Annotated in this window: 10 protein-coding genes and 1 pseudogene; 7 read left to right on the top strand and 4 right to left on the bottom strand. The window is 53.3% G+C overall.

The features are described 5' to 3' along the window. Positions 1-248 precede the first annotated feature (248 nt). Complete coding sequence (locus ACIK7D_RS27315; protein WP_149741660.1) at positions 249-905, bottom strand: helix-turn-helix transcriptional regulator; 657 nt, start codon at positions 903-905, stop codon at positions 249-251. Positions 906-1,118: 213 nt separating this feature from the next. On the opposite strand from ACIK7D_RS27315, the pseudogene ACIK7D_RS27310 reads away from it, so the two are divergent. Continuing rightward, positions 1,119-1,465: pseudogene (locus tag ACIK7D_RS27310) on the top strand (recombinase family protein); the annotation flags it as partial. Between the two features lie 235 nt (positions 1,466-1,700). Here the strand turns inward: ACIK7D_RS27310 and ACIK7D_RS27305 are convergent. Beyond that, complete coding sequence (locus ACIK7D_RS27305) at positions 1,701-3,395, bottom strand: flagellin (protein WP_188128811.1); 1,695 nt, start codon at positions 3,393-3,395, stop codon at positions 1,701-1,703. Between the two features lie 266 nt (positions 3,396-3,661). Then, positions 3,662-4,474, bottom strand: coding sequence for a S9 family peptidase (locus ACIK7D_RS27300; protein WP_149741658.1), 813 nt, complete (start codon positions 4,472-4,474; stop codon positions 3,662-3,664). 433 nt (positions 4,475-4,907) lie between these two features. Between ACIK7D_RS27300 and ACIK7D_RS27295 the strand changes: the two genes are divergently transcribed. From ACIK7D_RS27295 to ACIK7D_RS27285, 3 genes are all read left to right on the top strand, one after another. Then, positions 4,908-7,385 (top strand): RNA-binding domain-containing protein, encoded by a 2,478-nt coding sequence (locus tag ACIK7D_RS27295; RefSeq protein ID WP_400158109.1) that lies wholly within the window; start codon positions 4,908-4,910, stop codon positions 7,383-7,385. A 116-nt stretch (positions 7,386-7,501) separates the two neighbouring features. After that, positions 7,502-8,263 carry a hypothetical protein gene (locus tag ACIK7D_RS27290; RefSeq protein ID WP_149741655.1) on the top strand — a complete coding sequence of 254 codons (762 nt, stop codon included), beginning with the start codon at positions 7,502-7,504 and terminating at the stop codon, positions 8,261-8,263. Positions 8,264-8,447: 184 nt separating this feature from the next. Beyond that, positions 8,448-9,059, top strand: coding sequence for a L,D-transpeptidase (locus ACIK7D_RS27285; protein ID WP_149741654.1), 612 nt, complete (start codon positions 8,448-8,450; stop codon positions 9,057-9,059). Positions 9,060-9,434: 375 nt separating this feature from the next. Here ACIK7D_RS27285 and ACIK7D_RS27280 read toward each other — a convergent pair whose 3' ends face one another. Continuing rightward, positions 9,435-10,730 carry a P-loop NTPase fold protein gene (locus ACIK7D_RS27280; protein WP_400158108.1) on the bottom strand — a complete coding sequence of 432 codons (1,296 nt, stop codon included), beginning with the start codon at positions 10,728-10,730 and terminating at the stop codon, positions 9,435-9,437. Between the two features lie 540 nt (positions 10,731-11,270). Between ACIK7D_RS27280 and ACIK7D_RS27275 the strand changes: the two genes are divergently transcribed. The 3 genes from ACIK7D_RS27275 (at position 11,271) to ACIK7D_RS27265 (ending at position 14,921) form a co-directional block, all read left to right on the top strand. Next, positions 11,271-12,548, top strand: a complete 1,278-nt coding sequence (locus ACIK7D_RS27275; RefSeq protein ID WP_149742883.1) for a DUF3644 domain-containing protein — start codon at positions 11,271-11,273, stop codon at positions 12,546-12,548. A gap of 88 nt (positions 12,549-12,636) precedes the next feature. Next, on the top strand, positions 12,637-13,983 hold the full coding sequence (locus tag ACIK7D_RS27270) for an SIR2 family protein (RefSeq protein ID WP_149742884.1): 1,347 nt from the start codon (positions 12,637-12,639) through the stop codon (positions 13,981-13,983). Then, positions 13,980-14,921 (top strand): helicase HerA domain-containing protein, encoded by a 942-nt coding sequence (locus ACIK7D_RS27265; protein ID WP_400158107.1) that lies wholly within the window; start codon positions 13,980-13,982, stop codon positions 14,919-14,921. The genes ACIK7D_RS27270 and ACIK7D_RS27265 overlap by 4 nt, the downstream gene beginning before the upstream one ends. Positions 14,922-15,044: the final 123 nt, after the last annotated feature.

The following is a 15,044-nucleotide window of genomic DNA, read 5'->3' as shown; positions in this document are numbered from 1 at the left end:
TGGTGGCTTCGTGCTCTGGAGTTGAGGGTCAGCAAAATGAGTGGCTCCCCGGCGCAAAGGAAATATCTGTCATCGTAGATTGCGGAGACTGGCGACCGGTCTGTTGGGATCATAGCAGCCGGGGGTACGTCCCCAACCTCCGCAAGGGATCGTTATGCAGTATAAGTGACATGATCAAGACAAGGGTGCCACCGCTTAAAGAGCGTCCAACGAGATTCAGACCCTTCCGATCTTATATTAGCAGAATCTTACAACCTGCTCGCAACCCAAAGCGCCACAAGGTGCTGGAGATTTTTCGCCCCCACCCTGCCTTTAAGTCGGTCGATCCTATGTTCAATCGTCCGAGGCGACAGGCCCAACCTGAGCCCGATTTCTTTTTGCGTTGCCCCCTCTGTCAGTAGCTGGAGAATGCTGAGATCAACCCCGTCCGTTTCAAACCGGGAGACTTCCGGCAACAGGAGATCGATCCTGGAGAAGACGATGCACCATTCGCTTCGACGGGCTCCAGATTTTTGGGGAAGCAGCAAACATTCATAGACAATCTTGCAGCCTCCGAAATTGGTGCTCCCTTGGGAAAGGGATGGTCGCTGCTGCGTCAGGACCTCGGTCAACGCAGGGACGGCGGTATGTTTCAGGTATTCCTGATCTGGAAAGCTGCGGAAATCACAGGGCTCTTGCGTGAGAAAATCCAGCACCTTCGTTGCCACACTGTATCGACGGACAAATTCGACTGAGAACGCTTCCGCACCGGGAGAATTCCAATCTACTACCGCCAGGATCACGTTTGGCTGCAACGGTAGTATAGCCGCCTGATAGATGTCGGCGGCCTCAGCCCCGTCTTTGCTTTTTATCCAGGCATCCATCAAATCGTGCACGCAGGCGGAGAAGGATTTCACGCCGCGCACAGACAAAACTCCTTGGCGCGACGCGATGCTTCTCGTCTACCCGCACAGGAAAAAATTGACCGATTTTGTCATCGACCCAGGATTGATGTCGTAGATTGCTTAATTCCTTGAGAGCCTTGAACAAACACATTCGTCGGACGACGGCAAATCCTGCCAGACAAAATCGGTTGGTTTTGTCAATCGCGCCGATGACAAGGAAATCTCGGAACGATCATGAGAATAGGCTATGCGAGGGTATCCACCGTCGACCAGCATCTGGACTTGCAGTTGAACGCTCTGCATGCGGCCGGTTGCGATGTTATTTTTGAGGATCAAGGAGTTTCGGGGGCGAGCACTAACCGTCCCGGACTATCGAAGGCTTACGGCGACTTAGAACCGGTGATACGCTGGTAGTATGGCGTCTGGATCGCCTCGGCAGATCGCTTGCGCACCTCATAAAAACCGTCTCTTCTTTGCGCAACCGAGGAGTGGAACTTCGGTCGCTGACTGAAGCTATCGACACCGGAACCCCGACAGGCAACCTGGTGTTTCACATATTCGGCGCTATTTCGGAATTTGAACGTTGCTTGATCTCGGAGCGCACTGCGGCTGGCGTTGCGGCTGCCCGAGCGAAAGGACGGCACCTGGGTCGTCGACCAGCACTCACCCCGAACCAGATCGAGGCAGTTCGCCACGCATATTTCAACGGCCGCCTCTCGATGGCTGCCATCGCAGACCAATACCGCATCCATCCACGGACGGTACGCCGATATCTCCTGAAAAATGAGGTTGGCCGTGAAACGCTTCCCGAACAGCTTATCTAAAGAGCTGTATTAGCATTGATGGATTTTCGTTGGCTATGCTGAGTGCCTGGATGGAGAGCTGCTGCTGGGTCTGAAGTGCCTTCAACCTGACGGACGTCTCATTCATATCCGCGTCGACCAGTCGTCCAATGCCCTTATCGATGGAATCGATAACAGCCTGGTTGTAACTTTCCTGCAGCTCCAAGCGGCTTTTCACTGCCCCGAGAACCGCTGCACCGTCTATCACGCGAGAAAGCATCGATTGGACACCGCTAATATAGGCGTCGAGGCTGTAATTCGACGTCACATCGACATCGAGCAAACCAAACGTCGGGGCGTTCCCAATATTGTCGGTCGCGCCCGTGACGCCCAACGTCGATTTCCGTCCCGCTTCTGGATTTATGGTTTCGATCAGATCATATCGGATAAGCCCGGACCCGAGATCAGTTGCTTCGATACCCATACCCTGATCGACAAAGGCGTAGTTGAGGACCTGGATGTAATCGCCAATCGAGTTCACCGCGCCGGTCGTCGTGCCAAGAGCTGCGATCACCGTGTCTTGTGTCAACATGAGTGTCTTGTCGACGCCGTTCTCTACGATTGCAATGTAGGCTTCCACCCCGGGTTTCAGCTCGAATGCCGCGTCCCAAATGCTATAGGTGTAAGCGCGGGTTCCGTAGATAATGGCCGCGCTATCTTGCAGACCACCGGTCTTTCCGCCTGGCAACGTCGAACTGAAGCCGCTCATGTAATAGGAAGAACCGCGCCCTGAAACCTCCATTGTTTCTATCGAAAATTTCGCGGGGTTCGATGAATCCTGGAGAATTCTTACGGCCCCGCCGATAACGGATCGCAGAACCTCCCGCCACTGCGCACGACTGGATACGATACCGTTCCAGCTGGCATTGACGGCATCAATAGCGTCCCGGTCTACGGTGTACGTCTGGGTCATCCCGGTTTGCGCGCCGGTGGTTGTCGTCGGATCGTCGGCATCCAGGTTTAGAGTGAACGTGATGGCGGTACTGTTATCGTTGAATGTTAACGGGCCATCGAAAACGTAGTCTTCCCATGCGGACGTTCCAACCGGATCGAAGGAGTATATCGTGTTGCGAATGCCGCCTACGGTGCCAGGGCTACGATTATCGGGTTGAAGCAGCCCGCCGCCGGTAGAGTTGAACAGCGATACTTTCGACAGATCGATATCGGTGGTTTGCACCGAAACGCCGCCGCTACTGGATCGGACGAAGGATGTGGTCAGTTCGGCTTTCGCCTCGGGCGAGTCGTAGATGTTAGTGAAAGATGTATTCAGCCAGTTCACGCCATTGAAACTCGCTGATCGAGCTATGTCGACGGTCTGATGTTTCAATTGTTCAAGTTCGGCCTGAATCTTTGCTTTGTCGACACCTGCTTCTTTAGCCGCGACCAATTTCGCCTGAAACTGGGCTAACACATCGATTGTTGAATGCATCGCAGCATATGCGGTGTCTACTTTTGCTGATCCGAGACCGATGGCGTCTTTAACAGCATAAATTGCCGATTGGTCGGAATGCATCGTCGTGGCGATAGACCAATATGCTGCGTTATCAGAGGCCGTGGCAACCCGAAGTCCAGAGGAAACCTGGTTCTGTGTCTTCGCGAGATTGCTGGAAACGGCTCGTAAAATTTGGAGAGCGCCTACTGCGCTTGTGTTCGTTAGTATGCTCGTCATGAAAATCGCCAGTAGTCGGGTTGCGCGGCGTCTTCATGAGCCTAAATCCAGCGTTGTGCTGCCTCTCGACTTTGCATCGGCAAGGGTTAATCAACAGCCGAAAATCGCAGGGGGAAACTACCCTGTGCTGTATGGCGAGTAGCGCCAATAGCGGGCATTCCTCGAAGCCTCCATGGAAGTGCGCTCCCAACCCCATTCCGGCCGTTCAGACGTTGTCCTACTGTGCTCAAAAGCCACCATGGAAATTCAGCAGCCCGTCTACGTGATCATGGTTTTAGACGGCTCTTGAAATAGTCGACCGTCGCGTCCGTCAGTGTGTTTAAGGTCTCCACACCAGATGCGGTGTTGAACGCGTGATCCATGGCAGCCTCCCAAACAGAATGCTCCCCTCTGTGGGCTGCGGCAAACTTTTTCGCGGTTCCCTCCGGTATGGCGTCGTCGAGCGTGCCTTCCGCAATAAATGCAGCCCCGGTATAATGGGACAGCTCCGCTATCGGATCAAACCGCGATACCTCGGCAAAGAATGAGTGTCCCAGCATCACAGAGGCTCCCCAAGGCAAAATCAGTGTCGTTGGTTCTTCGCTGTTTAGGCCTTTGAGATATGCATCTTGGCCGACCAAACGGGGGAACGACACTTTAGGCTCTCCCACAGCAGCCCAAAGTGCCACGCCTGATGGCCGATTAGTTCGACCAGCAGCAGCCGCTGCGACCAGCCCGCCTTGGCTCCAGCCCAGCAGGATGACTTCGCCACTATCAAGATCGGGTTGGGTCTCGATGAAATCCATCGCAGCCAAACAGTCATCAATCTGCGTGGAATAGCTCGTTTCTTGGATGGAGCCGTCACTGTCTCCCCAGCCCCGGAAGTCTATTCGAAGCGAAGAGTGGCCGAGATCAGCCAACCTGGCCGCGACGTGTTCGAATATCCCTATTTCGAGAGAGGGGATCACAAGCTCATTTCGGGTCCCTGTGAAACCATGAAGGAGCAAAAAGGTCGAGCGGCTGGGCAATTTAGCATAACAGGCCGTTCCAGCGATCCTATGCGCGCCCGAATTGAATGAAACTGTTTTTTCTAATGCCATGAGCAAAATCCTATCGGTGCGAGGAACAGGCCAGAGAACCCCGCAAATTGGCGGGGGTGTTGGTGAGCGCCTAGCTATTGCTCATCACAACTGCACCGCCCAAAGGCGGTGCAAATAATGCTCTGAACACGTGTTTTCTCATCTATACGAGATGCATCCGATTTGAAGGTTCAAAAGTCAATAAACCCCACTTTGAGATGTCTCCTTTTATCGCCCTTCAGACAAAAGCCGCCAGCCTGGAAGCCCCCCAGTCATTCGGTGGTGAAAGGTGAGATGGGCGTCAATTAGGGCAAACATACTGCGGGTAGATCGCTACTTCACAACAGGAAGCGGTCAGCCGTCGATCAGCCGCCGGTGAGTGGCGGCTCATTTGATTGCATTCAGAGCGCAATAATTACATAAAGTAGCAATTATTCAATTGCCGGAGGCCTGATTGAAAAGCGTAATCCAATTCGTTGTCATCACTTTAGTGTCCCTGCTGGTGGGCCAGATTAATGTTGCCACCGCCGCGGTCTTCGAAATGAAGATGTTCGGACACCAGATCGCCGTCGTGCAACGAGATTTTGAACAGGTCCTTACAATTGACAAGCGTGAATTCTTGAGAAACACGACTATCAATATCAGAGACATTCAGCTAGTTTCAGGCACGCCGGTGGTTGTTGGATCATCATCAGCAGGTGGAAACACCTGTGACTCCTATCCCTTCGTCATATCATTCCCTACGGGCGCAAAGCCGAAGGTCGATGGTCCGATTGAGAGCTGCCGCCCGGTGACCATAGACGTTCTGGCCGATCAGCTTACCTTCAAGACGACAGCGCTGCCGAACTCCCCGGGTGAAACGTGGACGTGGACGCCCGCAAGCGGTTTTGCGAAATCCGTGGACCAAGGTTTCATTGCCGATACATCAAAAGGCTGGTCCGAGCTTCGGGAGAAGACCGTTTCCCACCCTAGCGAGCTTTTGTCATTCGGTGAGGTCGCGGCACAGATCAACGACCTCTTGGGCTCTGACAAAGATGACTATTCCAACATCATCCTCGGTGTCGGGTCCGGTTCATTCGATGGCGACTACTTCGTCGGCTCGGCTTGTACCCGTCACCTGTGCCAGGAAGAGGAGGCACTGCTGGTCGCGTCGATCCAAGAAAAGCAGGTGTTCCTGGCCTGGAAGCCATCGGGTGAAAAGATTGTGGTTCGTCCAGCCGTGAAGCAGTGGCCAGATAGGGCGAAGGCTGCGCTGCGGAATGGGCTGCGAAATGGAAATAGGTGCTCGCAGACCAGCGAGCCTTTGCAATGCCTCTACGCTTTATTGACACGACCGGTGGCAACATATTCGCCTTCGATATTTCTCCCGGCGAATTTCACCACGAAACGATTGGAACTGCAAATGTCTGTGTTGACCGATGTTCAGCAAATGGAAGAGGACCTGCGACATCGCAGCGAAAAGCTGAATGTTGAGTTCAAAGCCTGGATGGGCATCTCAAAGGCGAACAAGGAAGGCCAGGCAAAGATTGCCCGGCACATCGCGGCAATTGCTAATCACGGCGGCGGTCGGCTTTATTTTGGGGTTGATGACGATGGGAACCCTCAGTCGCGCTCAGAAGCCTTTCCTCTGGAACACTTCCGTTCTGACGCGATCCATAACCTCCTGAAAACCCGACTGGAGCCACCCTTGCAGTGCGAGGTTCGCTTCACCGAATTCACCAACGGGGTCACTTATCCAGTCGTGCATATTCCCTCCCACGGCGCGATACCAATTGGTGCCAAAGACGAAAACAGCTTCATGCATGTCTACGTACGGAGCGTCGGTCCAGAATCAGTGAAAATATCGAGCTATCAGCAGTGGGACATTATCCTGAAGCGGTGCATGCGGTTCCGGGATGTTGAGGCCGTTCAAACGCGTGAGGAGGACGAACTCACCCGCACCCAGGCAATGACGAAGGCCATCACGGAATCCGTGACCGCCTCCGTTCTCAAAATCCTCGCCGAAAACATGAACCCAGCACCTTCCGCTGGACCGGGCGTTGATTGGGCAACAATCGATGCGCTCACGGAAAGCGCGCGTAGGGAATTTATCGCACAGATTAATGCCTTCGACTTCGGGACCACTGAAACCGATCAGCAGGTCCGAGAGATTGCTGACAAACACGTCGTCTCGGGCTATGCACTTTTGGATGCAGCAAACAACTTCCTCACGCTTGAGCGTCCGCATAAGCTGCTCAAAACCGCCAGTGAAGAAATGAACCACGTTGCGTCTTTTGGCTGGCACGACTTCATTGTGTTGACCAATTCTGATGTCTCACCTCGTACTCGACTGTGGAACATCGACGGTAAGGACGTTACCGGGGTTGAGGGTATGCGGATCAACAGCAGGACCGTCTATTTTGGTGAGTACGACTATTGGCGCGCTCATGGGAATTCCGTCTTCGTCACGGCCAAGAGTTACCGAGAGGATTATCATCGCCTTAAGGGTCGAGTTGATCATCCATTTCTCACGTCGGTTAACATTTTCATCAGGATGCACTGCCTGCTGGCTCATGCCGCGATTACGACGGCCAATGTTCCAGATGCCGCAAAGATTGCGCTGTTCACCGATCATCGAGGACTGAAGGACCGCATCCTTGGCAGGGGCATGGACTACGGCCTGCGTGTGCATACACATCTCAAGGCGGTAGAAGACAGGTATTTTAGTAAGCTGGTAGTCAATCGAGCGGAGTTGTTGGAGGACTATTTTGGCACGCTGAAGCGCCTTTGCGTGCCGATCTTGGACGTTTGGGCTGGGGCCAGCTTTGATCCTGAAGAATGGTTCACAAGGGAGAATGTCGAGCGGATCATCGCAGAGCTAAAGAAAGAAGGAAGCACCGTCCAGCTATTGGACCAGGAGGCGCAGACGCAGCATCCCGCCAACGCCGGATGATTCCCTTCTTGCAGCAATATTTATCGCGCCTATGTTTTCGATGCCCGGGAAAAAATCGTTGGCACAGTTCCTCTGCGCGTTTTCCAATTCAGCACCCCACTTCGCCGGAGACACGTTTGCTAAAAGCCTCAGCACATTATCCGATGTTGTTCTTCGAAGCGTCGTTGACAGAGCAAGAGCTGCAAGCGTCCCCGATGTGCATCAACACCATGAAGCTCTTGCTTTATGCAGAGCAGCATGGCGGCATTCAAATCACGAAACTCGGCAATTTTTATCGGAAGTGCGTAGAGTGGGCTGCCGAAGAGTTTCAGTGGCCCGGGTATGAACCGAAAGAGCTTTACGCGGTCAACAAGGTGTTGAATGAGCCGGATTTTCCACCGCTCTTCCTGATCCACGAAATCTTGCTGAACACTCGGCTGATCCGGCATTATAAAGGGCAAGCAAAGCTGACTAGGGCGGGAACCGCCATGATCGGGCGCTATGGCGACCTTCAGGTGATCCTGACAGAATACATGCTGCGCTCCCCAATAGGCGACGACCCTCAGGCCAACGCGCTGTTTTGGCACCTGGAACATTTCATGCGCGTGATTGGCAATCGGCTGGGCGACTGGATCACTGTTGCTGACTTTTCGGAACTGATCATTCCGATAGACCTGTTTCCTACACGTGGAAGCATCAGTGGTCGTTTCGAAGCCTGCCTGTTTGTCGCGCATGAGATTGTGCGGCCACTGAGTTGGCTTGGGCTTATTGATGATGGCCATCTCAAGCAGAAGCCCCAGGTCCGGCTCGAAGAGCGCCTGATCCGAAAGACCGCTTTGTTTGACCGGTTTGTTAGGTTGATTGTTCCCACGGCCGATGGCGGACAGCACGTACATTAGGTCCGCGTACACAACCTTCGCAACATCACTCACGTCTGCTTCGCCATCACCCGAGTAGGGCTTGCGAGTTCAATTTTTGAGAACCTAGCGGCTAGAGAGCATTCTCAAGAGCAGACTGCACCTGCCATAGTGCTGCCATAGAACTCAGCCCAATCATGCGCGTAAAAACAAGCGGATGCGAAGAATGAGATTACTGGTTCTCCTTGCTGCGGCACTATTTCTGACGGCGGTGCATGGCCAAGCCCAAATCTATGAGCCCTATGATGGATACGACGACTATGGTGGCTCCTACTATGACAATCCATATAGCCCGTATCCACCACCTGCTTATTACGACCCCGTCCCTCGCTATCAAGAACCTCAATATGAAAGCAGGCGGCCGTCAGCGCGAAGCGCACGAGGAACAATCGTGATCGCCACGCGTGAGCACGAACTTATTTACACGACAGCAAATGGTGAGCAGTTCGTGTACCCCATCGCAGTCGGTCGCGAGGGCAAACAATGGTATGGAACAACGCGGGTGGTGTCGAAACGAGCACATCCTGAATGGCGACCCACCGCAAGTATGCGTCAGAAAAACCCGAGGCTTCCAGCAGTTGTGAAACCCGGTCCCGCCAATCCGCTTGGAACCCGCGCGATCTACCTCGCCGACGGATTACTCCGCATCCACGGGACCAACGACCCCGCCTCTATCGGCACCAATGCATCGAGCGGATGCTTCCGGATGTTTCGCGAAGATGTCGAGGAGCTTTATGAGATGGTGCAGCCAGGAACGCGAGTAATCGTCCAGAGGTAACCGGATCGAATACAGTTGCAGCCCTACAAGTTCTTGCCGGACGAGTTAGAGCGAATCTTCCATAACCATAGCAATGATATCGTGGTGCCCAGGACAACGATGCAAATCTTTGAAGCCACTGCAAGATATGGCAATGCGTCGACGCGGTTCCCCTCGCAAGAAACATCGATTAACCGCAATGATCACCTTTTGGGACTGTGGTTGGGAGTTCCCATAATTCCCATCTTCGAACCCGGAGATCATGCTCCTCGGTGACGGCAACCTCAAGCCGAATCCCAACGTTCTGCTCGAAGAGCGCCTATCCGAAAAACACTATTGTTTGGCCGGTTGGCCTGGTTAAGTTTACCTCTAGCCGATGACGAACAATTCCGTTTGCTACGCGGTCTCGTTGATTTCAAAGAGAGCAAAATAGTCTCGTTCAATTGTTTCAAAAACCGCGCGTACTCGTCCATTAAATGCCCTGGCAAAATGGGGCTTTTCGCTCTCGACATCGACTGTGCTCGTCAGTGCAAACTGCCAGAGACCTCTTAGGAAAGAAGCGTCTCTGTCGTAGGCCTCGGAATTTTCATCCAGCGTTGACTGCGTCATGCCGAAAAAAGTTTGGATATCGCCGATCTTTAAAGAGCGTCTGAATGCCCGACGGAAAAGGTCTGGCTTCAAAACCTGGAACAGAGTCAGCGACACGATGAGAGCTTGGTATCCGACGTAGGTACGCTCGAAATCCTTCCTCCTTGGCAGCAGCGCAAACCGGATAAGCACCTTCTCGATATCTCGCAGGGATACCGGCGTAGCAGTCACGGCCATTTTTAGTTGGTCAGTCGCGACATCGATCAATCGTGGCTCAATACCCATTTCCCTGGCGGTCACTTGGAAGTAATGGACGGAGGCATTGGCAGACAGATCGCCGCCGAGATTATTTGGAAGCGACAGAGAAAGCGAGATAAAGCGCTTCAGGTAGTCCCCTGCATTAATGTTGGCTCCGTACCTAATCCGGACCATATCTTCCAGCGCGTCTAGGTTTACACCCAACACAAAGTGAACTCGTTCAGCTGCAAAAAAGTGCTTAATCACTTCCAACACAGCGAGCGCATAGTCCGGCCTGCACCGATCAAGCTCATCAACAACGATTACGAGAGGTTTTCCGTCTTCGGTAATCTCGCATAGCGCGGATCGAAATTGTTGAATAGCAGCCCTGCGACCGTCTTCTCGTTTCCAAAACGCTTCGGCCGCGTTTTGGGCTTCTTTTCCGCCAGCCTCGATTACTGCATCAAGAATGGGACCCGCAAGTTCGGTTGCACCCGCCGTCGCGACGGCTGCGCCAATTCTCGCGACAGGACCAGCCACCTTATAAACGACCTTCTTCACTTTCTTTAGACTTCTCTGAGGTTTTCCTTTCGGTAGTCGCTCACCGATGGCTCCGGTCAGCCCAACCAAGGGCTCCTCAAAAAAATCATTCGCAAACGCGTCGAAATAGACAGTGGTAGCTGTACCGCCGTTCTCAAGGGTGTGCGCCCCTACCCACCTTTTCAGAAAAAAAGACTTCCCGCTTCCCCAAGGTCCATCAACCGCGAGTACCATCGGGTCTTCAATCCGTTCAACGAGTTCAGAAATTCTTTGTCCAACAGATGTACGATTCAGTAGATCGGAATCGCCGAATCCTTCCTTATACAAAACTACTTCTTTGGAAGCTGGATGGAGTCTCACAATCTGCCGCCTCGCATGGGTATGCCGCTACTAACCCCTCCATCTTGCACAAAGAATGGATCGCATCTCACTAAGGAAATGTAGTTTTCCACGGCTGTTTGGTTGAGGCCTTCCCAGATCACCTCGGAGAGCTTCAGTAATTTACTTTCTAAAGCCCCCTAGAATGAGGTTTCACCCATTGAAGGACCAAGGAATGGAGCGCATTCGCTTCACAAACAAGAGGTCGCTGGGTATTCTGAAGACGCAGCAACGCGAGCCTATCAATCTCCAACGGCAGCGAGTTCACCAGAAATGCCTGTGACAAGCGGACCAAACCACAGGGAATAGTGCCATCACTCGGACGTCCGAAACTGAGTGAACTCCGTAATATCCGACCATATTCACAAGGCATGTGTATCGATCCACAAAGGCTTCAACGCGACCATTGCATAAGATTCGACGCCGCAACTTAATGTTGCTGCCGCAGCAACTCTCGCTAATATGCCCGCTTGCAACGGGGGACAGCGGATGACGGTAGAAAGCTATGATGCTTCGGTCGCAGTGGCCGATGGTGAGGGAGAGCACGAATCTGGGTTCGGCGAGATCGGAGATGAAATCGCGAAACCAAAAGTCAAACGTCGTCGCGGCAACACACTGGAAAAGTGGGAAGCAGCCTTAGTTAAGGCGATGATCCGCCGCAAGACCTACAACGATCAGGACATCCTTTCCTACTTCACTCGCCCTACGCGGACCGTGAACCACCGACTGATCGGTGAGATAAGAACAGGTTTAAAACATAAGGCTGTGAAAGGCGTAGACGACGAGGAACTAGAAACCTTCCTCTCTACGTGGCCCGATATCGATCATGAAACGGGCTTGAGTGTCCGTGGTGACGAACTCCTGATCAAGGCTCGCGAAGCGATGATCGCCGCCGTTCATACTTTCAACAGCGCGGGCCTAACGTTCCGCGCCGAATTATTTGTTGTGACCGCTATCATCGCCTGGACGTATTTATTGCATGCATACTTCAAGCGAGAGGGTGTTCCCTATGTCTATAGGGCGAAGAAGACGCCCAATGGACAGGACCGCTTCTGGGACCTGACGCAATGTCTGGATACGGGCAAGTGCCCTCTATCTTTGGGGGTGAAGAACAATTTGCATTTCCTGATCGGACTGCGAAACGAGATCGAGCATCAATCCACCAGCAGGATCGATGACGCAGTTGGGGCGGAGCTTCAGTCCTGCTGCCTAAACTTCAACGACGCCTTGAAGGAGTTGTTTGGGCACCAGTTCGGTTTGGAAAAGCGCCTGCCCATTGCACTACAGTTTGTGTCGTTCGGTTTGGATCAGCGCACCGCATTAAAGAAAGCATCAAGCCTACCTGTTCACGTGTCCTCCTTTATATCTGCATTTGAACACGATCTGACAGAGGAGCAGGTCAAGGACCCGGCGTTCAGGTTGAAAGTAGCTTTCGTTCCTATAGCAGCGAAGAGGGCTGCAGGTGCCGATCAGGCTGTCGTGGTCGTTTCGCCCGGTTCTTCCCTCGCCGAACAGGTTGAGGTGGTTTTTAAAGAGGTGAACCGCACACGTTACATTAGGCAGGACATCCTCGATAAGGTCGCAGAAGCAGGGTTCCCGAAGTTCGGTTCAGGCGCACACACGAAACTGATGAACCAGCTTGATGCGAAGAATCCCGCTAAGGGGTACGGCTGCGTGGGTGACTATAAGGCCCACTGGGTATGGTTTGAGAAATGGCTGGAGACGGTTTTACAGCACTGCAAGGACAACGCAGAGAAGTACCTTTAATTCGGTCGAACGCTCCACTTGCGTTGACGGCGAAAGCGCTAATAAGCTTCTCCGCAACCTTATGTTGATCGATGAGTCGGAGAAGAGCTTGAGCGACTATTGGACAGACAGACCTGGCGCAGCGAGCAATCTCCGCCTCCTGACCCGGGAAGGAAAGTGGCTCGCATGGGAGGATCAGGAAGCCGACCCAGACGACGCCAGCAGCAGAAGGATCACTGGCGCTAAAGGACTTGTCAACGAGGTTCTGACGCAGTCAGTTCACGCGACCAATGTTTTGACGCTCCTTGGTTCAGGTGCTTCGTTCTGTGCGAAAAACGCTGACGCGCGGCAAGCACCTGGCATGGGCGATCTTTGGCACGCCGCTAGAACAAAAGTTTGCGATGAGAATCTGGCAGGCCATTCGGATTTCGACAGCGTTGTGCTGGAGATAATCGGCACGTTGCCGCCTGAAGACGGTGGGAAGCGACGAGCTGGCGACATCGAAAATCTCCTGAGCCTCTGCAAGATGAAACTTGAATTGATGGAGGTTCGAGCCACGGAAGCTGAAAAGGCTGATCCTGCAAGTCCGATCACCAGACTGAAGACCTTTATCACGAAAGCCGAAGGAGCAATTCTTGAAAAGGTCGATTTTGTTAGCCAAATGACGGAATTGCCCGCGCACAAAGGCCTAATCCAGAAATTTGCAAAACGTGCTGTAGATAAACATCGCGTCAAGTTGTTCACAACGAACTACGATCTTTGCGTCGAAGAAGCCGCTTCTCGCCTAGGCGTCGTGCTCATCGACGGCTTTTCCCATAGTGCTGAACAACGTTTCAACCGCGACTACTTCCAGCATGATATTGTAAGGCGGCAGACGTCCGGTACAAAGGCCGACTACATCGACGGCGTCTTCCAACTTTATAAGCTTCATGGTTCGGTCGACTGGCGACGACGTGCCGATGGCGTGGTCATCCGTTCCCGTGCTAACGATCCGTCCCTGATGCCGGTATTGATTTATCCTCGGTCCACAAAATATCAAGAAGCTTTTGAAATCCCCTATCTTGACATGTTCGCGGCATTTCAAGCTGCTCTTCGTGAACCAGATACCGCCCTTCTGATAGCCGGGTTTGGCTTCGGCGACGATCATATCAGCACTCCCATCTGGTCAGCACTGGAATCAAATCTCAGCCTCCGCCTTATTTTGGTCGATCCGTCTTTCATCCCATCGGTGAAGCTGGACGCCCATCCCGCTCCCGACCACCTTCTCGACGTTGGGCTACCGACAAGGAAATATCAAAATCGGATGGCTCGCCTGGTCACAGAAGGCGATCCACGAGTGACCTTGCTGAACGGTAGATTCGAGGACTTGGTCGATGCCATTCCCGCGATCACGGGCGAGTCAGATCGGCAACGCCTCCAGATGCGCCTCGATCAGATCAGGGATGCCGCAGTATGACCGATCCAATAATCGCGTTGATCGATCCTGACAAGCGCGTCGGCACTGTGACGAGGGTGAGCGCGTCTTCGATTGAGCTGACTATCCCGAAAGCGCTGGCTGCAAGCGGCCAACGAGGCTTGGCGAGAGGCGCGACCGGTGACTTCGTGTTCATCGATTGCGATCACGAAACGATCCTCGGCCGAATAACAGATGTCTTCATCCCCGACCGGCAACGGCCTGGATTAGAACGGCAGATGGAAATTGACGCGAGTGCCGAACCACAAGGTCGTGCCCAACTTCTTGCCACTGTGAACAAAGCAACTCACAAGGTCACGCGGGGTATCAATGTCAAGCCGCGCGTTGGTGACGGGGTCCATCTGGCAGATGGCAGAGCACTCGCGGCTGCCATCAGAGAAGCGCTGCAAGGAGAAGTCGAGCCGGGAAAGGATGAGCGCCTTCTGGTGAATCTCGGAAGGTTGTCTGGCATTGCGAACGCGACAATTGCGATGCCCCCGGAAAAGTTGTTTGGGCGGCACTGCGGAATATTTGGAGCAACCGGGGGCGGCAAGAGCTGGACATTGTCAAAGCTTCTGAATGAAACAGTCCGCCTTGGAGGAAAGTGTATCCTTTTTGATCCTACGGGCGAGTTTTCTGGCAAGGTGTCCGGCGCAACGGAGTTTTCGTTCTCGAAAGCGAATGACAAACAGCCTCTAGCGAGGTTTCCATATCGGCAACTTTCGGAAATCGACCTCTATGCTCTCCTAACACCGTCGGTTCAAAGCCAAGGCCCCAACCTTCGCAGCGCGATCAAGAGCCTGCGCCTGGTCACTGCCCTTCGTAAGACGCCTCACAGATATGCCCAAACTCTGGAGGGCGCAAACGAGCGCTATCAAATTGGAGACAGGGGGTACGTTGAGGTTCGACGTAAGGGTGTGGTAAAAAAAGCAGGAAACTGAACCGCACCGGATTTGCCGGAGGCTCCAACTTCTGAGAAAGTGGAGCCGATATGAGCAAGACAACGAACAAGTTTTCACCTGAAGTCCGCAACCGCGCCATTCGTATGGTGCTGGATCACGAAA

Source organism: Agrobacterium sp. P15N1-A (assembly GCF_044626815.1).
Taxonomy (GTDB): Bacteria; Pseudomonadota; Alphaproteobacteria; order Rhizobiales; family Rhizobiaceae; genus Agrobacterium; species Agrobacterium leguminum.
The sequence above is the reverse complement of the archived record's forward strand: the minus strand, read 5'-3'. Positions and strand labels throughout refer to the sequence as shown.